The organism is Limosilactobacillus reuteri subsp. porcinus (assembly GCF_036621895.1).
Classification (GTDB): domain Bacteria; phylum Bacillota; class Bacilli; order Lactobacillales; family Lactobacillaceae; genus Limosilactobacillus; species Limosilactobacillus reuteri_J.
The window spans coordinates 5,655-27,871 of record NZ_LN887371.1 but is presented as its reverse complement, the minus strand read 5'-3'; the positions used below and the strand labels follow the sequence as shown (position 1 = coordinate 27,871).

Annotated in this window: 20 protein-coding genes and 1 other RNA gene; 9 read left to right on the top strand and 12 right to left on the bottom strand. The window is 39.4% G+C overall.

Annotation, left to right across the window (positions count from 1 at the left end; all coding sequences use genetic code 11):
• Positions 1 to 52: 52 nt before the first annotated feature.
• The 3 genes from rnpB to AACL61_RS03280 all read right to left on the bottom strand — a co-directional run bounded on the left by rnpB (position 53) and on the right by AACL61_RS03280 (position 1,467).
• Positions 53 to 428: RNase P RNA component class B (rnpB, locus tag AACL61_RS03290), an RNA gene on the bottom strand.
• Between the two features lie 32 nt (positions 429 to 460).
• Complete coding sequence (gene gpsB / locus AACL61_RS03285; protein ID WP_152697652.1) at positions 461 to 823, bottom strand: cell division regulator GpsB; 363 nt, start codon at positions 821 to 823, stop codon at positions 461 to 463.
• Positions 824 to 894: 71 nt separating this feature from the next.
• Positions 895 to 1,467: an SLOG family protein gene (locus AACL61_RS03280; protein ID WP_004562304.1), complete on the bottom strand. Its 573-nt coding sequence runs from the start codon at positions 1,465 to 1,467 to the stop codon at positions 895 to 897.
• Between the two features lie 103 nt (positions 1,468 to 1,570).
• Here AACL61_RS03280 and recU point away from each other — a divergent pair, with 103 nt between their 5' ends.
• Together recU and AACL61_RS03270 are read left to right on the top strand one after the other, a co-directional pair.
• Positions 1,571 to 2,185, top strand: coding sequence for a Holliday junction resolvase RecU (gene recU / locus AACL61_RS03275; RefSeq protein WP_035160109.1), 615 nt, complete (start codon positions 1,571 to 1,573; stop codon positions 2,183 to 2,185).
• A gap of 11 nt (positions 2,186 to 2,196) precedes the next feature.
• Positions 2,197 to 4,461: a PBP1A family penicillin-binding protein gene (locus tag AACL61_RS03270; protein ID WP_339110994.1), complete on the top strand. Its 2,265-nt coding sequence runs from the start codon at positions 2,197 to 2,199 to the stop codon at positions 4,459 to 4,461.
• Positions 4,462 to 4,538: 77 nt separating this feature from the next.
• On the opposite strand, the gene AACL61_RS03265 is transcribed toward AACL61_RS03270, so the two are convergent.
• The 4 genes from AACL61_RS03265 to AACL61_RS03250 all read right to left on the bottom strand — a co-directional run bounded on the left by AACL61_RS03265 (position 4,539) and on the right by AACL61_RS03250 (position 9,743).
• The gene (locus tag AACL61_RS03265; protein WP_339110993.1) at positions 4,539 to 5,456 is read right to left on the bottom strand and encodes a DMT family transporter; all 918 of its coding nucleotides are present in this window, start codon (positions 5,454 to 5,456) and stop codon (positions 4,539 to 4,541) included.
• A gap of 22 nt (positions 5,457 to 5,478) precedes the next feature.
• Complete coding sequence (locus tag AACL61_RS03260; RefSeq protein ID WP_102815847.1) at positions 5,479 to 6,183, bottom strand: DnaD domain-containing protein; 705 nt, start codon at positions 6,181 to 6,183, stop codon at positions 5,479 to 5,481.
• Positions 6,184 to 6,266: 83 nt separating this feature from the next.
• Positions 6,267 to 6,785 carry a cell wall elongation regulator TseB-like domain-containing protein gene (locus AACL61_RS03255; RefSeq protein WP_339110992.1) on the bottom strand — a complete coding sequence of 173 codons (519 nt, stop codon included), beginning with the start codon at positions 6,783 to 6,785 and terminating at the stop codon, positions 6,267 to 6,269.
• A 93-nt stretch (positions 6,786 to 6,878) separates the two neighbouring features.
• Positions 6,879 to 9,743, bottom strand: a complete 2,865-nt coding sequence (locus AACL61_RS03250; protein ID WP_339110991.1) for a helicase C-terminal domain-containing protein — start codon at positions 9,741 to 9,743, stop codon at positions 6,879 to 6,881.
• 214 nt (positions 9,744 to 9,957) lie between these two features.
• Between AACL61_RS03250 and mvk the strand changes: the two genes are divergently transcribed.
• From mvk to AACL61_RS03225, 5 genes are read left to right on the top strand one after another with little or no spacing between them, the layout of a single operon-like run.
• A complete protein-coding gene (gene mvk, locus AACL61_RS03245; RefSeq protein WP_065532903.1) occupies positions 9,958 to 10,908 on the top strand; it encodes a mevalonate kinase in 951 nt (316 codons plus the stop codon).
• The gene (mvaD, locus tag AACL61_RS03240) at positions 10,908 to 11,879 is read left to right on the top strand and encodes a diphosphomevalonate decarboxylase (protein WP_102815849.1); all 972 of its coding nucleotides are present in this window, start codon (positions 10,908 to 10,910) and stop codon (positions 11,877 to 11,879) included. The genes mvk and mvaD overlap by 1 nt, the downstream gene beginning before the upstream one ends.
• 27 nt (positions 11,880 to 11,906) lie before the next feature.
• A complete protein-coding gene (locus tag AACL61_RS03235; protein WP_102815850.1) occupies positions 11,907 to 13,034 on the top strand; it encodes a phosphomevalonate kinase in 1,128 nt (375 codons plus the stop codon).
• Positions 13,035 to 13,049: 15 nt separating this feature from the next.
• Positions 13,050 to 14,096: a type 2 isopentenyl-diphosphate Delta-isomerase gene (fni, locus tag AACL61_RS03230; protein ID WP_003667890.1), complete on the top strand. Its 1,047-nt coding sequence runs from the start codon at positions 13,050 to 13,052 to the stop codon at positions 14,094 to 14,096.
• Between the two features lie 60 nt (positions 14,097 to 14,156).
• Positions 14,157 to 14,657, top strand: a complete 501-nt coding sequence (locus AACL61_RS03225) for a DUF1440 domain-containing protein (RefSeq protein WP_339110990.1) — start codon at positions 14,157 to 14,159, stop codon at positions 14,655 to 14,657.
• Positions 14,658 to 14,832: 175 nt separating this feature from the next.
• Here AACL61_RS03225 and AACL61_RS03220 read toward each other — a convergent pair whose 3' ends face one another.
• Positions 14,833 to 17,022: an alpha-galactosidase gene (locus AACL61_RS03220; RefSeq protein WP_339110989.1), complete on the bottom strand. Its 2,190-nt coding sequence runs from the start codon at positions 17,020 to 17,022 to the stop codon at positions 14,833 to 14,835.
• A 163-nt stretch (positions 17,023 to 17,185) separates the two neighbouring features.
• Between AACL61_RS03220 and AACL61_RS03215 the strand changes: the two genes are divergently transcribed.
• Together AACL61_RS03215 and scrK are read left to right on the top strand one after the other, a co-directional pair.
• Positions 17,186 to 18,205: a LacI family DNA-binding transcriptional regulator gene (locus AACL61_RS03215; protein WP_085719638.1), complete on the top strand. Its 1,020-nt coding sequence runs from the start codon at positions 17,186 to 17,188 to the stop codon at positions 18,203 to 18,205.
• A gap of 112 nt (positions 18,206 to 18,317) precedes the next feature.
• The gene (gene scrK, locus AACL61_RS03210; protein WP_019253600.1) at positions 18,318 to 19,196 is read left to right on the top strand and encodes a fructokinase ScrK; all 879 of its coding nucleotides are present in this window, start codon (positions 18,318 to 18,320) and stop codon (positions 19,194 to 19,196) included.
• A 74-nt stretch (positions 19,197 to 19,270) separates the two neighbouring features.
• On the opposite strand, the gene AACL61_RS03205 is transcribed toward scrK, so the two are convergent.
• The 4 genes from AACL61_RS03205 to AACL61_RS03190 form a co-directional block, all read right to left on the bottom strand.
• Positions 19,271 to 20,245, bottom strand: a complete 975-nt coding sequence (locus AACL61_RS03205) for an L-lactate dehydrogenase (protein WP_339110988.1) — start codon at positions 20,243 to 20,245, stop codon at positions 19,271 to 19,273.
• A gap of 27 nt (positions 20,246 to 20,272) precedes the next feature.
• Positions 20,273 to 21,013, bottom strand: coding sequence for an LrgB family protein (locus AACL61_RS03200; protein ID WP_139561257.1), 741 nt, complete (start codon positions 21,011 to 21,013; stop codon positions 20,273 to 20,275).
• Complete coding sequence (locus AACL61_RS03195; protein ID WP_003666169.1) at positions 21,006 to 21,425, bottom strand: CidA/LrgA family protein; 420 nt, start codon at positions 21,423 to 21,425, stop codon at positions 21,006 to 21,008. Before AACL61_RS03195 ends, AACL61_RS03200 begins: the two co-directional genes overlap by 8 nt.
• Before the next feature lie 202 nt (positions 21,426 to 21,627).
• Positions 21,628 to 22,217, bottom strand: a 590-nt coding sequence (locus AACL61_RS03190; protein ID WP_339110987.1) for a LytR/AlgR family response regulator transcription factor, incomplete at its 5' end; no start/stop codon positions are given.

The window sequence follows — 22,217 nt, the reverse complement described above, 5'->3', positions numbered from 1 at the left end:
CTAAAGACATTAATAAAAAAACCCGAGCGAACTCGGGTGCCTGTATGCAAGTATCTGTAGGCCATGTTTTGTCGTAATATAATTATCAGGCATAATTATATCGAGGTAATCATCTATCTCAGAGTACCGAAATACTCTCCCCTGGAATCACTTCAATTTGTTATCCAAAGCTCCCCTACCGTAGTTTGGGTTTACCGCTTGAGGGGTTTACCGCGTTCCACCAATATCGTTTCCAATATTGTATCGTCACTGTGGCACTTTTCAAGAATACTAAGACATAGTTAAAACCTTAGTCCGTTTTTCCGCCGTCACCATAAAATGGTGCCCCGCCTTATTTTTTCAGCGAGCACAAACACTACAGGCATCGCAGCCTGTGCGAGCATGGACCTTCCTAACACAACATAAGCTGTGCTCAATTACCCAAAACTTGCAAAATTATTAATAAACTATTTGACACGCACTAAAGCAAATGTGAGTCATTATTATCATTACCATCTAACTGTGAACCAAATACACGACGTTCTAGATTAGATAGACGCTTTAAAATATCCATATTTGTAGCGCTCGATACAGGTTGTCGGGAAGTAGTTTGGCTACTCATAGATGAACCAACTTCTACTTGACGATTTAATTCATCAACCTTTGCTCTCAAACGTTCGTTTTCATCATTTAAACGTTCAAGTTCTTTGTTATAGGTGTCGTAGTCTTTAATAACATCATCTAAGAAAGCATCAACATCCGCTTCATCGTAGCCTTTGCCAATATTTCTCTCCTTAAATTGCTTGTGCAAAATATCTTGTGGAGTAAATTTTATGTTATCCAACTTAAACACCTCAATTGTTTAGTTTGCGTAGTCCAATAACTATAATACCAAATCAAAGAAAAAATGCAAGATTAAAATTCATCTTTTTCCCTTTGACGCTCGGCCCATTCTTCTGCCTCTTCTTGAAGTTCATCAAAATCAACAAGCGTCATCGAATACTCACTTTCTTCTATATATTTTTGAATCGTCTCATAATCATACTTAGTTTTTCCTTCATACTCTGGATCGTAAAGAAGAAAAGCCTCATCAGTATGGGTAAGCATAAACTGCTGATAATTCCGTAATTGTTGTGGCGATTGATAAGGTTTATCTGAAACATTAGCAAAAAAATCAACTTGCTGGGTAATATTTGTCAGCTTCAACTGATTACTTTCATTCCATTGCTTACCAAATTCTGCAAAAGGAAACATTAAAGCTGTTTTTAATTGTGGAAAATCCGCTTGGAATTCTAAAGCAGCTTCAAGTCCCCATCTTTCCGTTCCCATTTGTGGTCCAGTTATTACCCAAAATTCATCATCATTTAATTCTAATTGAGCCCTTAAATATTTTTTTAGCACCTCTTTTATTACTTGAACTTTGGGATCATCATCCTTAAATATATTTAGTTCGTAACTTCGATAGCCAGTAATCCATAATCTCTTCATAAAATTCTCCCTAAAGCCTTTAACTTAAACTTGTAATCATCTTGTATCAATCATTATGTAACGAGTCTGGTATAATAAATCTCTAGTTAGGAGAGTGATCACTGTGACCATTCACTATCCCAATGGTCAGCAACCTGTACAACACTATAATACACATAATGAATTACCGACACCACATCAATCTATTTATGCCAAACGTGGGATGTCATTAGAGGATGAGATCAATCATAGTAATCATTACTATTTGGCTCGCCATATTGCTGTTATTCATAAAAAGCCTACCCCTATTCAGCTTGTAAAAGTTGATTACCCCAAGCGGAGTGCGGCTGTTATTAAAGAAGCATATTTTCGGCGACCATCAACTACTGATTACAATGGAGTATACCGTGGATACTACATTGATTTTGATGCTAAAGAAACACGTAATAAAAATTCTTTTCCATTAAAGAACTTTCATCCCCACCAAATTCAACATATGCGTGAATGTGTAGCACAGGGAGGAATTTGTTTTGCTTTCATTAAATTTACGGAGCTTGACCTGCTATACCTGCTTCCCGCTTCCAACCTGTTTAAATATTGGGACCAACAGCAAAATGGCGGCCGTAAATCAATTTTGCGAACTGATATCGCTAAAGAAGGCTATCAAATTCATTATCAACTCAATCCGCGTTTACCATATTTAAACGCTGTTGATAAAATAATTGCTGCAAAAGCGTAAAGGAGTTTACTATGTCAAATGATAATCAGTCAACGCGTAGTGAGCGTCATAATAATAATGACAATCAACAGCGCAATGTTGGCGGCTTAATAAAGAAAATCTTGCTATGGGTAGCAGGAATCGTCGTTCTACTAATGGTGGCATCTGCAGCTTTATTTTTCTACTATGCCTCAAGCGCTCCTAAAATTAGTAGAAGCGACTTAACAAGTCAGAGTATTACGACTATTTACGATGATCAAGATCGAGTGATTTCTCGTTTAGGAGCACAAAAGCGAGAATATGCCAAGGATAATCAAATTCCAAAGCAGTTAAAAAATGCTGTTGTTTCAATTGAGGATCGCCGCTTCTACAAGCACCATGGTGTTGATACAATTCGAATTCTTGGAGCAGCCACTTCTAATGTTTTTGGTCGTTCAGCCGGGATGCAGGGGGGAAGTACGCTGACTCAACAGTTAGTTAAATTATCCGTCTTCTCAACGGCTGCCTCTGATCGAACATTAAAACGTAAAGCCCAAGAAGCATGGCTTGCTATTAATGTTGAGCAGCATTTTAGCAAGAGTCAAATCCTTGATTTCTACATTAACAAGGTTTACATGGGAAATGGAATTTATGGAATGCAAACAGCAGCCCAGTACTACTACGGTAAAGATTTAAACGATCTTGATCTTTCCCAATTAGCCCTGCTTGCTGGGATGCCACAATCTCCCACTTACTATAATCCACTTGTAAGTAACACAAAGTATGCAACGCAACGGCGCAATGAAGTATTGAATGCGATGGTTCGCAGCAATTATATTACCCAATCCCAGGCTAACCAAGCTGCAAGCGAAAGCGTTACTGCTGGTTTAGACCCTGATCACGGTAATATTTCGGGAAGCGGAACTGCTGTAGATTCTAAGGTTGTGGATCCTTATGTAAAGCAGGTTCTTGCTGATTTACAGGCACAAGGATACGACCCTTATAGTGATGGGTTAAAGGTTCACACCAATCTTGACCTCGATGCGCAACAACACCTTTATGATGCTGCAAATAAAAATGTTCAGTTCCAAAACGATAAAATGCAAGCTGGAGTGGCTGTTACCGACCCCCACAACGGGCAAATTATTGCCATGCTCGGTGGCCGTCACACAGGAAATGTTGTGTATGGACTTAACCGAGCTGTGCAAAGCAATCGTAGTTCTGGGTCAACCGCAAAGCCATTAATGGATTATGGTCCGGCTATCGAATACTTGCAATGGCCAACTTTCAAATCAATTGCTGATACGCGGTTTGTCTTTCCTGGTACCAACACTGTCCTTCATGACTTTGACAAAAAGTACAAGGGTAATATGACAATGCGTGAAGCCTTAGTTCAATCACGGAATGTTCCTGCTATTCGCGCATTGCAAGCTGTTGGAATTAAGCGTGCTACTTCTTTCCTTGATGGATTAGGAATTTCACAAAAACAACCATATACTTTACAAAACGGGATTGCGTTGTATATCTCCCCACTCCAAGTTTCTGCTGCATATGCGGCCTTTGCTAATGGTGGTACTTACTACAAACCTTACTACATTAGCTCGATTACTACTCAAGATGGTTCAGTAAAGCAATTCAATCCTAAAGGTAAACGCGCAATGAATAAGGCTACTGCCTACATGATTACTGATATGCTTAAAGGAGTTTTCACGGATTCACAAGGAAGCGCAACTGACGCTCGACTCGACGGTGTTAACCAAGCTGGTAAGACAGGGACGACAAACTACCCTGGAAATTCTAGCCAGTCTGGCGTAATGGATTCCTGGATGGCTGGTTATACTAAGAATTACTCAATTGCAGTTTGGACTGGTTATGATCACCCACTCGAACCTGGTGGCAGCATTTCAGAACAATATGTAAAGTCAGCGCAATTGCTTTACAAGGACTTAATGCAATATCTTGACAGCCAAAATCACGCATCTGATTGGACGATGCCAGACACTGTTGAGGCTGTTCGAGTTAAAGGTAAACGTCAGCTTGTAATTCGTGATTCAAAATGGGCATTTGATTACACTGAAGATACATCGGATGATCGTGATAGTAGTTCTACTTCTAGCTCAAGCGATTCATCATCGTCTTCATCTTCTTCTAGCTCTGCTTCAAGTAGTAGCAGCGAAAGTCGCACAGAAGAACGCAACAATGCTCCAGCTGAGTCTTCATCAAGCAGTGCTCCGGCTAGTTCAAGTTCATCTGCACCCGCACAAAGCTCAAGTTTTAGCCCTGCCTCTGCTACACAACCAAGCACGACTAATCCCTAATAAGATCTTTTAAAAATTGAAGATAATAAAAAGGATTGTGGAATTTTCTCCGCAATCCTTTTTATTATCAACTTTTTTTAATAATGAATTGTATGTTTTCGCCGACCATTTTGTAGAATATAGACGGCAATAATTACTAAAATAATTCCTAAAATTTCTGCCCAATTCAAGTTCAATTTAAAGAAGATCACACTTAAAATCGAAGTTGTAATTGGTTGAACGGCATCCATGATACTAACTACATCAGATGGGGCATATCTAGTTGCATGAAGCAAAATTCCAAATGGTAAAATCGTTCCGAATAACACCACCGTCGCAACCGATGCTACTAACGTGGTAGTAATATGTGGTGGATTGACCCAAAATGGCCGGTAGAGGTTAAATAGGACTCCGGCAATCATCGTCCCCCACCCGAGGACAACAATTGGCGGATTTTCATCAGCAGCACGTTGTGGAAGGACAACATAGAATGCAGCTGTAATTCCAGAACCTAAGCCCCAGAGAAGGGATACAAACGGTAAAGCTAATTGGGTAAGGTTACCACGCGTAATACATAATGCTACCCCAATCAAAGCAACAACAAACGCAATAATATCACTCCTGAACGGACGACGATGCATAAAAATAATTCCACCTAACACAATAAAAAGCGGGGAAAGATATTGAAGAATTGTTGCTGCTGAGGCATTTCCTGTTTGAATAGCATAATAGAACGTAAGCAGGTTTGCCATCAATCCTAAAATAGCATAACTAATAACTGAAATAGCAGTTGCTCGTGTCTTAAATACGTTAAAAATCTTTTTTCCATATAAAAATACACTAATTACTAATAAAATTACTCCTGTTGAAAAAGTCCGCATTGAGAGCATCCACGTAGCAGGAATTGCTAAATTTTGTGAGATGAGTTGCAAAACGGTTCCAGATATTCCCCACATAGTGGAGGCAACCGCTGCCCATATAATTCCTTTCATTACTTGAGAAGAAGATTTTTCCATGTCAACCACCCTTTATTTAATTTTATTCGCCTAATTTATAAATCGGTATTTTAGGCTTTTTTAATGTCTTCTTTTCTGGCTTTTGTCCAGCCTCTTTTCGCTGTTCAAACCTCTTTTCGTGCTCATTGATATCTCTTTCTGTCCGTAAGCCCTGACGATCCCAGCTTTGTAGAATCCGGTCCATATATTGGAGATTTAGCGCACTATTCATTACTGCCTGCCGTAAAGCAAGTTTAATCATTATTGCCGAATAATTATCTTTATCCAACCAATCATTAATAATTTGCAATTCCATTGATGAGAGTGGCCGGCCAAATTCGGCCTCTAGCTGATTAAATGTCTCAACCCGACTATTAGTATTTTCAACCTTAATTGTTTCCTCTTGGTCATTCTCATTGAGCAATGCTAATTTATTGATAAGGAGCGAAAAATCATATATTGCATCTTCTTTACCATCTTCCATTTTTCGCATCTTCTGCTCAACAAGATGGTTTATCATCATTTGGTGAAGCTGTTCAAACACCTGCCGCTCTTTTGTTCCTAAGTTCTTTGCAATTGTACGAACATCCGGATTCATTATTCCTCGGTCCTGATAGGATTTGAACTGAAGATATAAGACAAATTGAGAAGTTGTCATCCCCAACTCTTTATAATGATGTAGCAATAAGTTGCTTATATTTGTTTCTCCTGCCTGCAAATAATGTTGTAAAAGGCTTGCATCTGGCATTTAATCAGCTCCTCTCTTAGTAAAATATTTTTGCAAAAGTAAAGAGACTGAGTAATCCCAGCCTCTATTAGTTTCAGCTTTTATTAAAGGTTATTAATATTTTGAACGTATTGTCCAGTCTTAAAATTAATCAGATCGTAGCAGAGATTCCCTTTTTGATTACGATATGTTACTTCCCAGACAATCTTGTCATTAAATATCCCGGGAGCAACTTTTAAAATTTCTCGCGGATCACGATTTGATTTTGTCATCGCTCGTGCTCTCGCAGCAGTAATCCCACTTGATTGTTTTAGAACTCTGATCTTGCCACCGTGTTGGGGAACCATAACCAAGATCGGTTGGTTTTGCTGGTTCTTGCCACTAATCGTATAGTAAGTATTCTCTCGATTATAAATATAAAATTGGTCAGGAGATTGAAGATGAGCATATTTTTCAGCAAGTGAAATTGTCTGTCGTCGCGCTGAATTTCGCGGCTGATTGCTAACTGCAAAAACACTCCACACTATTAACAAGATTAGTAAAATCGCAATCAAAAGGTTACGAATTGTCCGCATTGAGAAACCGCGACTTTGTTCACGCTGAACTTCACGTCGACTTTGCATATCTTTTCCCTCTTATCTCTTTAGTTTTTTAGATTCTTATATGACAATCGTTTTCGATTATACCAGAAATCGGTAATTAAAAGTTGATAAAGTTTAATTAACTTTGTCCTCTTTACCATTTCGTAAAAACTTCTGAGTAATTGAAATCAAGTCAGCAGTTTTTTTGCTATTAACCGGTAAATCAGGGGGCAGACTACTCAAAATCGTCTTTCCGTACCGCCTTGTCTGCAGTCGCGGATCAAGAACTACTGCCACCCCATGATCATCTTCCGTCCGTAACAATCGTCCAATCCCCTGACGTAACCGCATCGTTGCTTTTGGCAATTCTGAATGATAGAACGGATTTTTCCCCTGTTGCTGAAGTAACTTATTATGAGCACGATTCATTATTTCATCAGGCGAATCGAACGGTAAGCGCGTAATAATTAAGAGTTCAAGAGCGGACTCTGGTAAATCTATCCCTTCCCAAAAACTAGAAGCACCAAGAAGGATCGAATTTTTTCCACCACTAAACTGTTTTAAGATTTTATCACGATTACCCGTAATTCCTTGGGCTAAAATATCCCGCTGATCAAATAGATCCGTTTCACGAAGTTGGCTATATACCTGCTCAATCATCACCAGTGAGTTGAATAAAATCATTGTCTGATAATCAGCATTCTTCGTTAATTGGTAAATCGTGTCACTGAGGTATTTAATGTAATCACTGTTATTTTGTGCGCTTGGTACTGGTGCATCTTCTGCAATCAATAATTTAGCATTCTGTTTGTAATTGTATGGAGATGCGAATCGACGCGTTAAAGTATTATTGCGCTCTAAATCTAACTGGTGGTAAAGATACGGCGATCGTGGCGATGTAAACAATGTCGCTCCCACAAATAATGGTTGAGCAAAATATGGATAAACATTCTTTGTGAGGTAATGGGTTGCTTCCAATAATCCTCCACTAAGCTGTAAGGCACTTTGTTCACTTGATTGGCGAATAGTAATCCAAAAGGCAGCAGCCTCTCCTTGTTGCTGAAGCGTTTCGTTAAATTCATTTAGTGTCTGATCGGCTTCAATTAATTTTGCAAGCTGACTCTGAAATTGACTCATGAGGTAACGATCACTTAATAACCATCGGTCTGGTTGACTGCTAAACAGGTGGCTAAGAGCAGAAAAATGGAGTTGCACACTACTCAATGCTTGTTCCAACTTCATCATCACGGGTCCACTAATGTCTAAGAGAGACATCACCTGATCATTTTGCAATGGTTGTTCAATTAATTCATTGTCGGGATTACTAGTAGCACTTGCCATGTATTGACGGTAAAGAGCTTGCTGGAAAAGATCAACTGCCTCTTCTACTGCATTGAGGTCACCCCGAAGCAATTCAACATTATAACTGCCTAGTGCTTGTTCAGCGAAAATATCGGTTAAATTTCGGTCATTACCATTATTAACTAACCCAGACATTACATGAACAGCCGTACGTAATTTTTGAAAATTAAATGTTCGCCGGGACCGTTTTAAGATACTTTCGCTTAAGTGCTGAGCTTCATCGATTACTAAATATGGGCGACGAGTTCCATCCCCTAATTCCTGGGCATGAGCAACCAAGTACGCATGATTCGTAATAATAATATCAGCTTGATGAAGCCGCTTTTCCCGCCGAACGAGAAAATCATCATGGTAAAAGGCATTTGCTGGATTCAAGCTTCGAATACCCTGATGACGAATTTCAGTAAAGTATGGTGACTGCTGAGAATTTAAATTAAGTTCATCAAGGTCCCCACTTTGCGTCGAAAGCAGCCATACTAAAATTTTAGCTTTTAATAATTGAACGAGCTTCGAATCTTCAATCACGCTTAAGGAATGAACAAAACGTGCAATATCAATATAATGAGCGTTTCCTTTGATAATCACACTATTCATTTTAAAAGGCAACACCTTATTTAACTGCGCGATTGATGTATCAATAATTTGTTGCTGGAGGATATTGGTTGCTGTGCTGACGACAATCTTCTTATCAGGATATGCAACATAACTTAGCGGAAAAAGGTAGCCCAATGTCTTCCCTACTCCAGTTCCAGCCTCAACAATCATATTTTTGGGTTCATCATGAGTATAATTATTGTAAATGCTGTTCATCATTTTTGCTTGAACAGGCCGCAGTCTCAACGTATCTCCGTATAGCTTTTCTTTTGCCTTTTTAGTTGAAGGATATTTATGCTTTTCCCGCTGACTATTAGCAGTGATTGGCCGTGATTTATGAAGAACAATTCCGTGCGAGACATACAGCTCTTCACTTAATGGCTGGGGCGATTTACGTCGACGCTGTAACTCAGCATCAAAAACCCCAGCTGTTTGTTGAGGTAAGTTGAGCTTCAACTGAGTAATCTTTTCAAGCGTAAGCGTTGGTAATTCTTGAACTCGTTTTAGCAAGTCATTAAGTAAGTCTGCTGTTGCCTCAGCGTCTGATACTGCACTATGAGGGTGATCATGCTCAATGTGCAACGAACTAGTTAAGTCTCGTAAACGGAAACTCTTTGCAGTAGGAAGAAGAATCTGACTAAGGGTCACAGTATCGATTGCTGGAATTGACAATGAAGGATATCCAGCTCGCTCTAATTCTGCATTTAGAAAAGGAAAGTCAAAATTAACATTGTGAGCCACAAAGGCCGTTTCCGCCAGCAAGCTATAAATAGTTCCAGCAATGTCCTCAAATAAAGGTGCTTTTCGTACGTCTTTATCTTCAATTCCTGTTAATTGAACAATTGAACGAGGAATTTTCTCTCGTGGATTTATTTTTGTTTCAAAGTGATTTATGATTTCGCCATCTTGAACGAGAACACAACCGATTTGAATGATTCGATCACCATGATTAACATTCGTTCCGGTCGTTTCTAAATCAACAACTGAGTAGATTGGCGCTTTCTTGTCACGCCTTTTTGTGCGCTGACTACTACGTTGTGTCACACTATCACCATATTTCTCCGAAGTTATTATATAAGTTACTAATTATTCTAAACTAAATGATACACCATTCTACTATAAATTTCTCATTTTTACACGAATCGGCCTTTCTTTGTGCTAAATGTTTAGATTTGGTAACATCCACAATCGTTTTTAGCTAGAATCACTGTTTTATGCTATGATTAAGTTTGAATTTTTATGTAGAAAGTAGGTTACGATGGTGAAACAACAAGGGATTGGTACTAGCCATGCGAAAATCATTTTAATGGGAGAACATAGCGTAGTATACGGTCAACCGGCAATAGCCTTACCATTGCCAAGCGTTCAATTATCAGTTACGCTCAGCAGTCGCCAAGATAACCAGCGAATTATTAAAAGCCGTTATTATCATGGTAGTTTAGAAAATTTGCCTTCTTCCATGATTGGAATCAAAAAATTAATTGATACTTTATCTGCAAGGTTTAATGACCAAGAAACTGGTTGGGACTTAAAAATTGAAAGTCAATTACCTGCAGAACGAGGAATGGGATCGTCTGCTGCCAGCGCGATTGCAATTATTCGGGCATTCTTTGACTATTATGATGAACCGCTTGATCGAACATTATTGCTTCAGCTTGCAGATGTTGAGGAACAAATTACACATCGTAGTCCATCCGGTTTAGACGCTGCTACTGTCAGTTCAGATAAACCGCTTTTTTATGTTAAGGGGCGGATTGGGGTACCAATTGAAATGAACCTTGATGCCTCTTTAGTAATTGCCGATACTGGAAAAAAAGGTGCTACTAAGGAAGCTATTTTGGCAGTTAAAGATGAACTGAAAAATAACAACGAAAAAGCTGAGGAACATATTAAGCACCTCGGTGAATTAGTAAACCAAACAAAAGACTATCTTGCGCAAAATGATATTGTAAAATTAGGCGACGCTCTTAACTTTGCGCAAACTGATTTAGCCGCTCTTAACGTGTCAGACCCATCATTAGATCACCTTATTCATGTCGCACGTGACAATGGTGCTCTTGGTGCAAAATTAACTGGCGGCGGTCGCGGTGGTTGCATGATTGCCTTAATGCAAACAGCTATGGGAGCTCGTCGCCTTGCCAGCATCTTAAAAGAGAACGGTGCGCATGATATTTGGCTTCAACCACTTGATAAGCGAGGTAATAACTAATGGCAACTGCAAAAGCACATACTAACATTGCGCTTGTTAAATATTGGGGAAAGAAGGATCAAGAATTAATCATTCCACAAACCGACAGTCTCTCCCTTACGCTTAATGAGTTTTACACCACTACTACCGTAAATTTTGATAATCACCTTACTTCAGACTTAGTTGCCATCGATCAACAGACACTCAGTAAGCAAGCGGCAAAAAAAGTAATTCATGTTTTAGATATTGTTCGGCAACTAAGTGGAATAAAATCTTTTGCACGCGTAGAGTCAATTAATCATGTTCCCACCGCAGCCGGCCTTGCTTCTTCAGCTTCTGCCTTTGCCGCTCTAGCAGGTGCAGCCAGTGCCGCGGCCGGATTAAACCTCTCAGGCCGTGATCTATCACGACTGGCCCGGCGCGGATCCGGTTCGGCAACTAGGTCTATTTATGGTGGACTAGTTGAATGGCAAAAAGGGACTGACGATGCATCCTCATTTGCACAACCAATTTTAGAAAACGTTAACTTTCCAATTGAGATGTTGGCAGTCTTAGTTGATACAAAAAAGAAAAAAGTTTCCAGTCGCTCTGGAATGCAATCCAGTGTTGAAACTTCACCTTACTATGATGCCTGGCGCCAAGTGGTAGCGAATGACATGGTTGCCATAAAGCAAGCTATCAAAGCAAAAGATATTGACCAAATCGGCCATATTGCTGAAGAAAATGCCCTTCGGATGCACGCACTTACCTTTTCAGCTGACCCCGGTTTTACCTACTTTAATGGTGAAACGCTAACCATCATTAAAGCAGTGGAAGACTTGCGCAACCAGGGAGTAAACTGCTATTATACGATGGATGCTGGTCCGAACGTCAAAGTGATTTACGACCGAGGGAACCGGAGTAAAATTGTTGAAGAATTAAGCAATATCGTTGGCCCAGAACGGTTGGTGGTTTCACAACCGGGACCTGGAATAAAGATTTGGAATGAATAAAATTTAATGATAAGGGGACTTTAAATTTTGATTACTGAAAAAGCTCCCGGTAAATTGTATATTGCCGGTGAATATGCTGTTGTTGAAAATGGTTATCCTGCAATTTTAGTTGCATTGGATCAGTTTGTTACCTGTACGATTGAGGAAAGCACTCAAGAAATTGGTCAAATTATTAGTCGCCAATATAATAACGATCAATTATCCTGGCGACGTTTAGGAGACCAAATGGTAGTTGACAAACGTGACAATCCTTTTTCTTACATTCTTTCTGCTATTAGGGTTACAGAAGAATATGCTCGTACTTTTAGTCGCGACTTACAAATATTTAATATCCATATTGACAGTCAATTAGACAGTGCTAATGGTCGAAAATATGGCCTTGGTTCCTCTGCGGCTGTTACTGTAGCAACTGTTAAGGCCCTTTGTCGGTTCTATAATTTGCCCGTCAACAAGGACCAAATCTTTAAATTAGCTGCAATTGCCCATTTTGAAGTTCAAGGAAATGGTTCGTTGGGAGATGTTGCCGCTTCTGTATACGGCGGTTGGATTTCCTACCATTCATTTGATCGGCAGTGGCTTGCTCAACAACGTAAGTACCTTGATCTAAAGACGATCATTGACTTACCTTGGCCTGATCTTAATATTGAGTCTCTAACCGCTCCCAAAAACTTAGAGCTCTTAATTGGCTGGACTGGTAAACCAGCATCAACTTCCCAACTTGTTGATAAAATTTCTCTTTTTAAAGCCCGTCGCCAAACTGAATATCATCATTTTCTTGAAAAAAGTAAATCGTGTATTCAACGAATGGTTGATGGTTTTCATCGTCAAGATCTTGAAGCAATTAAAAATGAAATTCGTTATAACCGTGACCTCTTAAAACAACTGGGCACTAATTCAGGGGTAAACATCGAAACCGAATCATTATCTAAGCTTTGCCAAATCGCTGAATCTTTTGGTGGCGCCGCTAAGACATCTGGTGCCGGTGGCGGTGATTGTGGGATCGTCGCTATTGATAGCAACTCTAACTTTGGGAATGTCTTAAAGAGTTGGGCCAAAAATCATATCGAACAACTTCCTTTATCCGTACACTTTATCGATAACGCAAAAAGTTTCAAGAAATCTGTTAAGCACCATCTTTCTTACATTCACAAGTAGATCAAAGGAGGCTCCATGATGGAATCACGTCATGCCCAACGAAAAAACGAACACCTTTCATTAGCTGCCAAATATTATGACCAGGTTCATCAACACCATTATTTTGATCAAGTGCGTCTAATTCATGATAGCTTACCTGAAATGACGACAGATGATGTTGATTTGCATGTCCAATTAGCTGATAATTTAGAAATTGAATGTCCTTTTTATATTGAGGCAATGACTGGCGGAAGTGATCAAGCCCTTAAAATCAACCGGCAACTTGCTCAATTAGCCCATAAACACCATTTGGCAATGGCAACGGGATCTCTCAGTATTATTTCAAAAGACCCCCAATCCTTTTCGTCTTTTGAGATAATCCGCGAAGAAAATCCAGATGGCATTATTTTTGCAAATTTAAGTGCAAATGCCAGTCTTGACCAAGCGATAAATGCTATTTCCCTTCTGAAGGCAAATGCCCTTGAACTGCACATCAATGCGGCCCAAGAATTAATTATGCCTGAGGGTGATCGTGATTTTAACTGGTTAGATAATATCCAGTATCTTGTCAGTGAACTCGAAGTCCCTGTTATTGTAAAAGAGGTTGGCTTTGGAATGAGCAAAACGACGATTGCCAAACTGCAAACCCACGATGTTCACCTCATCAATGTTAGTGGACGTGGCGGGACAAACTTTGCGGCGATTGAGAATCGGCGTAACCATGATATTAATTTTGAGAGTTTATTGGACTGGGGACAAACAACTCCCGAGTCACTACTGGAAGCTCATTCAATTCGGCGCGGTAAGACTGAAATTATTGCCTCTGGCGGAATTACATCTCCCCTCGATGTTATCAAGGCTGGTGTATTAGGCGCCCGGGCAGTTGGTGTTGCTGGTTACTTCCTCAATATTCTTCAAAATGAAGGCTATGAAGCATTAGACCAAACGCTCGGTGAATGGCAAGTGATTGTCAAACGCTTGCTCGCGCTCCTTGGTTGCTCATCATTTACCGAGCTTTCACGTGTTGAATATGTTTTAGGAACAGACTTGCTATCATATGCTCGTCAACGACACTTACGCTAACCTAAATAATTGAAATTCCTATTAAGATTGATACAATTGATTTAATAACTAAAGGTTTGGATGGTGATTGAAGTGAATAAAATTAATTGGGGCAAATCAATTACAGTGGGTATAACTGCTGGTCTGGTTGCTGGTCTTGTTAAACTTGGTTGGGAAAATATTCTCCCACCACGGACACCAGAGCGAGATCAAACAAACCCACCACAAAAAATGCTTGAACAATTTGGCGTTCCGGCACAGATCACACACGCTACTTATACCTATTCCGGCCAACAGTTGCCATGGGTAAGCTATGTTGTTCACTTTAGTTTCTCAGCTAGCTTTGGAGTTCTCTATAGTATCGGCGGACAGTTGGCACCGTGGATCAAAAAAGGTGATGGAGTACTATTCGGGATTGCTGTTTGGGATTTCTTCCACCTCAAGCTAATGCCATTAATGGGAACAGTGCCCGCTGCGAAAGATCAACCACTTGAAGAACATGTTTCTGAATTTTTAGGACATGCAATTTGGATGTGGACGATTGATGCATTGATAAAGAGTAAAGAAGAGAGTGGGAAATAACCTCCTCGACAAGGCGGTTGGCTAAGCTAGGACGATGATTAGCACGGCACGGGCTGATTATCGTTCGTACTTAGACTCGAGCCTTGTGGTTATTTTCCACGTTATCTTGCTTATTGTTCATAAAAGTAGTTGAGGCTGAGAGAAAACAAAAGTTTTCTCCCAGCCTCATTTTAAACTATTCGCCTTTAAAGTAATGCACTTCGGAACGGAAATCCCCCGTATGAGTCGGATCACGGAACAAACCGACATTCATCAATTCATCCCCACCATAAGTCTTATCAGTCATTTCATCATGATAATCAATTGTTGGATCAAGCCCTGCCATCTTGGTATTATTAATTTCAAAACGGTTAGTATGCAACTGCTTAAACATAAATAGCAGTGCTTCTGACTTATCCGGACTGACAAATTCCCAAGCGACCGTATTGCTATCAAAAGGACTTTCTAAGCGAATAAAGTCACCATATTGAATTAGGTGGCGGTGAGCCTTGTAGAACTTGATCTGTTCCTTTACCATTTGCCGATCCTCTTCAGTCAAATCTGCTAAGTCAAGTTCATAGCCAAAGACCCCACTCATGGCAACATCGCCCCGCATCTTAAAACTGGTAGAACGGCCGGTTTGCTGGTTAGGTGAAACCGATACATGCGCCGTCATAGATGAGATTGGATAAGTTAAAGATGTTCCGTATTGAATCTTTAACCGTTCAACCGCATCTGTATCATCTGATGGCCAACTTTGCGGCATGTAGTAAAGAATACCAGCATCAAAGCGGCCACCACCGCCAGAACAGCCTTCAAACAAGATATTATGATAACGGGTAACCAACCGCTCCATTAAGTCATATAAACCTAAAATATAACGGTGGCTAACTTCTCCTTGATGTTCTGCATCCGCTGCGCTAGAGAAGACCTCAGTAAGATTACGGTTAAAGTCCCATTTAATATAGTCAAGCGGCACCTTATCTAAAATTAAGCACATTTGATTGTAGATATTATCAACGACTTCTTTACGGCTAAAGTCTAGCACTAATTGATTACGAGAAAGTGTCATGCCACGGTTCGGTTCATGTAAGGCATAGTCGGGATGTTCCTTATATAACTTAGAATCAACTGAAATCATTTCTGGCTCAAACCAGAGGCCAAATTTCATGCCATGCTCGTGGGTCCGGTCTGCTACCCGCTTTAATCCTCCAGTAAGCTTGTCCTGGTTAACAAACCAATCACCAAGCGATGAATTATCATCATTCCGGTGGCCAAACCAGCCGTCATCAAGAACAAACATTTCAATTCCCAATGGCTTTGCTTCATCAATAATTTGGTCTAACTTCTTATCATCAAAGTCAAAGAAGGTCGCTTCCCAATTATTAATAACAATTGGTCGGTCTGCATATTGATACTTACCGCGAGCAACCCGGTCCCGTAATAACTTATGGAATACTTGTGACATTCCATTTAAGCCACGTTGACTAAAGCCCATGATTGCTTCAGGTGTCTGAAAATCTTTTCCCGGTTCAAGAACCCATTCAAAGTTATAATCATTAATTCCAGTTATTAAGCGAATCTGGTCGATCTGATCTTTTTCCAAGGTAAACTGGTGATTACCTGAGTAGACAAGGAGCACTCCCAAAGCATTTCCCTGAAATTCATCGGTGTTCTTGTCAACCAAGGCCACAAACGGATTCATATGATGAGAACTAGAATTTCGACGGCTAGAAAATTCTGTTATTCCCCGACGTAATTCTTGCCGTTCAGGTTGTCGTTCAAGAGCGTATTGGCCTGGAACGGAGATAACGTCATAATCATGTTTAGTTAAATCCAGTTGCATTGAGGCAATCTTTTCAATTCGTAATTCTTGATTGCTTGTGTTTACTAACCGCGCATTCCGTGTAATAACCGGCCGTTCGTTATAGATAGTGTATGAAAGAATAAGTTGTGCACCGATTGTTTCATCAACCAAAGTAACTTCCAATGTTTCTGCTTCTTTATCACTTTTAACATAAGATGCAGGTAACCCAGCTAGTTTGGGCTTCCCCGGTAAAATCTTATAAGACTTGTAACGGAAATCAGTCAGTCGTGAACCATTTTCTGTTTTGATAATAATTGCAGGCACACGATAGTCTCCGGTATTGTTTCCCGAATACTCCTGCAACAAATCATCTTTAGAGTAAGTTCGGTCCATCGATCCAGGAAGGTTCCCTGAAAATCCACGATCAACTCTTGGATATCGGCGTTCACCATAGTAGTTACGAATTGTCGGTCCAAAATAAAGGTGACTGAGGATATTTCCCTCTTCTATTGAAAATAAATAGGAAATTTCTTTATTTTTTAAGTGAAAAACACGTTGTTGTTCATCAAATGTAATCATTCGTTGTGGCCCCTTTCTTGAAATCGATTCTATAATAAACGTTTAGTTATTTCTCGTCAAGCGTTTTCATTATTGATATACCAGCAATTATCCGTCAATATTGACTACTAAACGTTTACTAAAAATATGTTATGCTAGAAATTGATTAAAAGGAGGTTTTCCTATGACTGGTATCAGAAAAATAGCACGTGAGGCTGGTGTATCTCCTGCCAGCGTTTCACGTGTCTTAAGCAATGATTCATCTTTTTCAGTAAGTGAACACACAAGAGCACGAATTAAAGAAGTAGCAGCAAAGTATAATTACCATCCCCACCTAAACAGGACCGTTACTCCGCCGCCAACTCCTCGTTCAATTCTAGTGCTTACAACTCATTCGCTCGAGACAGAAGCTCATGACCCTTATTTCATTCAAGTCCATGATGGAATTATTCAGGAAGCTTCCAAGCAAAACATTCAAATCAAAGCTTTTGTTCGTTTTCCCAATAAAGCCTTTCAATTTACTGACGCTCAAAAATATGATGGCGTAATTGTTGCCGGAGTTTTTACGCAAGAATTCTACGCTAATTTAGCTAAAAACAATCCCCATATCGTTTTAATTGACGACTATCGATATCTCCCCGCTTACGATATTATCCGTAATTCGTATTTTGAAGCCACTCAGATCGTTCTTGATCAGTTACTAGAAAATGGACTTAATAAAATCGCCTTTATCGGTGGAAATATTCATCCCATGAATAATAATGGCGAAACGACAGACTCGTATCAAGATATTCGAGCTAAGGCCTATTTGATGTGGACAAGACTTCATAATATTTCTCCATTGATTGTCCTTAATGGGTGGACTCCTAAAGATGGCTTTGACAGCATGAATACTCTTTTGAAAGATAATTTTCAGGCCGCCTTAATAGCTAGTGACCAACTAACTATCGGCGCATATCGAGCCCTGAAGCAACACCAGCTTAAAGTTCCCCAAGACCTTCAAATTATTAGCTATAATGATTCGGATATTGCTGAATATTTAGTTCCGTCCCTTTCATCGATCAATCCAGCGAGTTTTTCAATGGGGACAATAGCAGTTCAAAGACTAGTCCACCGTCTGAATAATCCAAATGAAATCCCTATTCATATTAATTTGCCTGCCAAAGCCACTTGGCGCGAAAGTTCAGAAATTAATTTGAATTAGTGATAAGTAAAAAGAGAGTAATTGTGCTTGTGATACCGTTTTCTAAGGTTTATACTCAAACATGGTTATCAGATTGATAAACGTTCACTTTAATTAAATGAGGTTTTTGATTATGTTATTAGGAAGTATTGAAGCTGGCGGTACTAAGTTTGTCTGTGCTGTCGGTGACGAAAATTTTAATGAAATTGATAAAAAAATCATCCCTACAACCACCCCCGAAGAAACTTTAGGGGCTTCAATTGAATTTTTTAAGCAGTACCCTGAACTAGCTGCACTTTCAATTGCCAGTTTTGGACCAATTGATACTAATCCGGCTAGTGAAAAGTACGGTTATATTACTGATACTCCTAAAGTTAAGTGGCAAAATTGCAATTTTGTCGGCACAATGACTGACGCCCTCAATATTCCCGTCTACTGGACAACGGACGTCAATGGTTCGGTTTACGGTGAATATGTCAATTTAAAAGATAAGTATGATAATCCGGCCTTGGTTTACTATACCCTTGGAACTGGCGTGGGTGCTGGAGCAATTCAAAATGGCCGCTTTATTGGTGGAATTAGTACCCCTGAAATGGGCCACGTTCGCTTACAACGCCACCCAGCTGATCTGAACTTTACCGGTATCTGCCCTTACCACCACGATTGCTTGGAAGGATTGGTAGCTGGACCAACTTTCAAGGCGCGGCTCGGTATTAGCGGCGAAGATGTTCCTGATAATCACCCTGTTTGGGATATCATGGCATATTACGTTGCACAAGCGGCGGTTCAGGTAACTGCCATTTTGCGGCCACAAAAAATTATCTTCGGTGGAAGTGTTTCGCGCCCAGCCTTTCTTGAACGGGTTCGGAAACAATTTGCAATGTTATGGAATGATTATCTTCCAGTTGGATCGCTCGATGAATATATTGTCAACCCTTCTGTTCCAGGAAATGGCTCTGCTACTCTCGGTAATTTTGCATTGGCTAAACACTTAATCGAAACAAATAAATAACCATCATCGGTCACTATAATGCAAAAATGACTAAGACTGAGGAAAATATTTTCTTCAGTCTTAGTCATTTTTATTTATTTCCAAAGATAGTTCAATAGACCCGCTTTAGTCATCCCGTTTGCTGTCGTTTCACGCAAAACTGATGCTGAATTAATTAAAGCCTCTTGTTCACGTGAATCTAATGGCAATTCTACTATTTTTTGAATACCGTCTTTATCAATTACGGCTGGTGTCCCGAGGTAAATATCCTTTTCCCCATATTCACCATCTAAATACGCACTTACGGGTAATACTGTATTTTGGTCATATAAAATTGCTTTTGTTATTCTTGCCAAAGCAGTCGCTACTCCATAATATGTTGCGCCTTTTCGATTAATAATCTCATACGCCTTATTACGTACTTCTTCTTCTAGCTTTAACAGTTCTTGCTTTGTCAGTCCATTAGCTAAAACATAATCCATTAAAGGCGTTCCACCGATTGTCCCACAAGAATAAGCAGCAAATTCTGAATCCCCATGCTCCGCTAACATATCAACATGAACATTGCGGGGATCAATAGCTAGCTTTTTACCAATCGCTACTCTTAAGCGTGCTGAATCAAGAGAAGTTCCCGATCCAATAACTTTATGTGCTGGAAAGCCAGAAATTTTTTGAACAGCATATGTCAAGATATCGACTGGGTTGGCAGCAATTAAGAAGATTCCATTAAACCCGGTATTAACTACTTCTTGAACGATTTCTTTCATAATCTTTAAGTTACGTTCAACTAATTTAAGCCGTGTTTCACCTGGCTTTTGCGCAGCACCTGCACAAATAGTAACAATATCAGCGTCTTTACAATCTTGATAGCTACCAGCCTTAACCTTTACTGGGGCAGTAAATGGCGTTGCGTCTTCCAAATCCAGTGCATCCCCAACGCTTCGCTCATTACTCTTATTTATAATAACTAATTCCTCAGCTAAACCTTGCTGGATCACGCTAAAAGCATAAGCGGACCCCACAACTCCATCACCAATTAAAACAACCTTTTGATGTTCTTCTGTCGCCATACTTCTTTTTCTCTCCCTAATTAAAATTTACATAAAAAGATGAGCATAAATAGGAACCAAAATGTCCATTGCTAACGAAACGATAACAACTGCCACTGCGGCCATTGCTCCTTGAATTGACCCTAGTTGAACCGCCTTAGCAGATCCAACAGTGTGACCAGCGGATCCAAGACCAAGACCAGTCCCAACCTTTGAGATTTTCTTTAACCTAAAGACCTTAATCAGGAATTCAGCAAGGGCATAAATAATAACTGCATTTAAGATACATGCCATCGCTGTTACCGCGGGATCACCACCGATTCCCTTTGCAATTGGCATCGCAACAGCGGTAGTAGCTGCTTGAGGAAGCATAGCGGCGGTTGAAACACGGGAAAGAGCAAATAATTTAGCTGTTCCTTGAATCAAAAATAATGAAATGAATCCACCCACAAATAATGTGAGAATTACATCTACCCAATATTTCTTAAAAACATCATTCCGGCGATAAAGCGGAATCGCAAATGCCATTGTTGCTGGGTTTAGAAACCAAAAAATCAAATTTCCGCCTGGCTGGTAAAATTTTTTATAAACTATTGCAGTCGTTGAATTAGCGACCTTGGCCCAGATTGCCAAAATTACAATTCCTAATACCATCCCTACTAACAATGGGGTGAAGAGGAAGAAACCATTACTAACTTTGAAAAGCCACATCCCAATTAAATAGACCAGCAATGAAATAAATACCCCGGTAAAAGGTAACGCCAGATTTGTAATAAATACATTAGTCATTATCAGTTTCCCCCTTGTTAGTCTTGAATAATTTATGATGTACCCCAATAAAGAATGCTCCAACATAAGCAATTACTGCTAATAAAATAATTGTCGAAATAATAATAACAATTACATCTTGTAGCCCTTCTTTTTTCATTAAACCAAGGCTCCCAGCAAGTTGAATTCCTGATGGGACAAACAGAAAGGCAATTAAACTAATCATGAAATCTCCGAACTTTTCAACTTGTTCCAACTTAACAATATGGCAAGCTAATAAAATATATAATAAAATCATTCCAATTAATGGTGTAGGAACAACGAAACTCTTAGGAAAAAGATTAGAGATTAATTGTGATACGAATAAAATTGCAGCAAAGATTCCCATTTGAACTAAAATGGGCGCTTCCTTCTTTTTTTCTTCTTTCTTCATAATAATCCTCCTAAACATGATAAATATGTTTAGGCATTAACGTTAATACCATTTATCACAATCTATTTTACTAAATTTTCTGAATTTGTATTCGTTTTCACTATTAAATAACCTAAATTTGCGTTAAAATGCCCTCCAGTTAGCTTAAAATGCCTTACGCAAAAAAGGACTGGTGAAAAGATAAACAATTCACCAATCCTTTTTATAAACCTAATGCTTTTTTGGTTGTGTTAACATATGATCGACTTACTGGTAATTTACTGCCATCGATTAATGTCAGCTCATAAGTATGATTGAAACTAGGCTGAAGCTCTGTTACACCATTCAAATTAACAATAAAACTACGATGGATCTGTAAAAATTCTGGAGATTTTAATTGGTCATAAATATTAGTGAGCGTCTGTCGACTAATGATTTTATGCTTATTAAGAGTCCAGATATAAACAAAGCCTTGCTGTGCCTGTACGTAAAGTATTTGTTTTTTCTGTAAAATAATCGTTCGCTCGTCATTTTGAATCGAAATTCGCGGATTCTGCCTTAATTCCCTCTTAGCTTTGGTAGCATCATCTTCTGGCGAAATTAATTTGGCGACACGCATAATTGCTTCATTGACCCTTTTAGCAGAAAATGGCTTCAAAATATAGTCAACTGCATCTGCTTCAAAGGCATCTAACGCATAGGAATCATAAGCAGTGGCAAAGACAATATGAGGACTATTCTCAAATGACTTTATTTTTTCAGCTAATGCCATCCCATTTCCATCAGATAACTTTATATCTAGGAAAACCATAT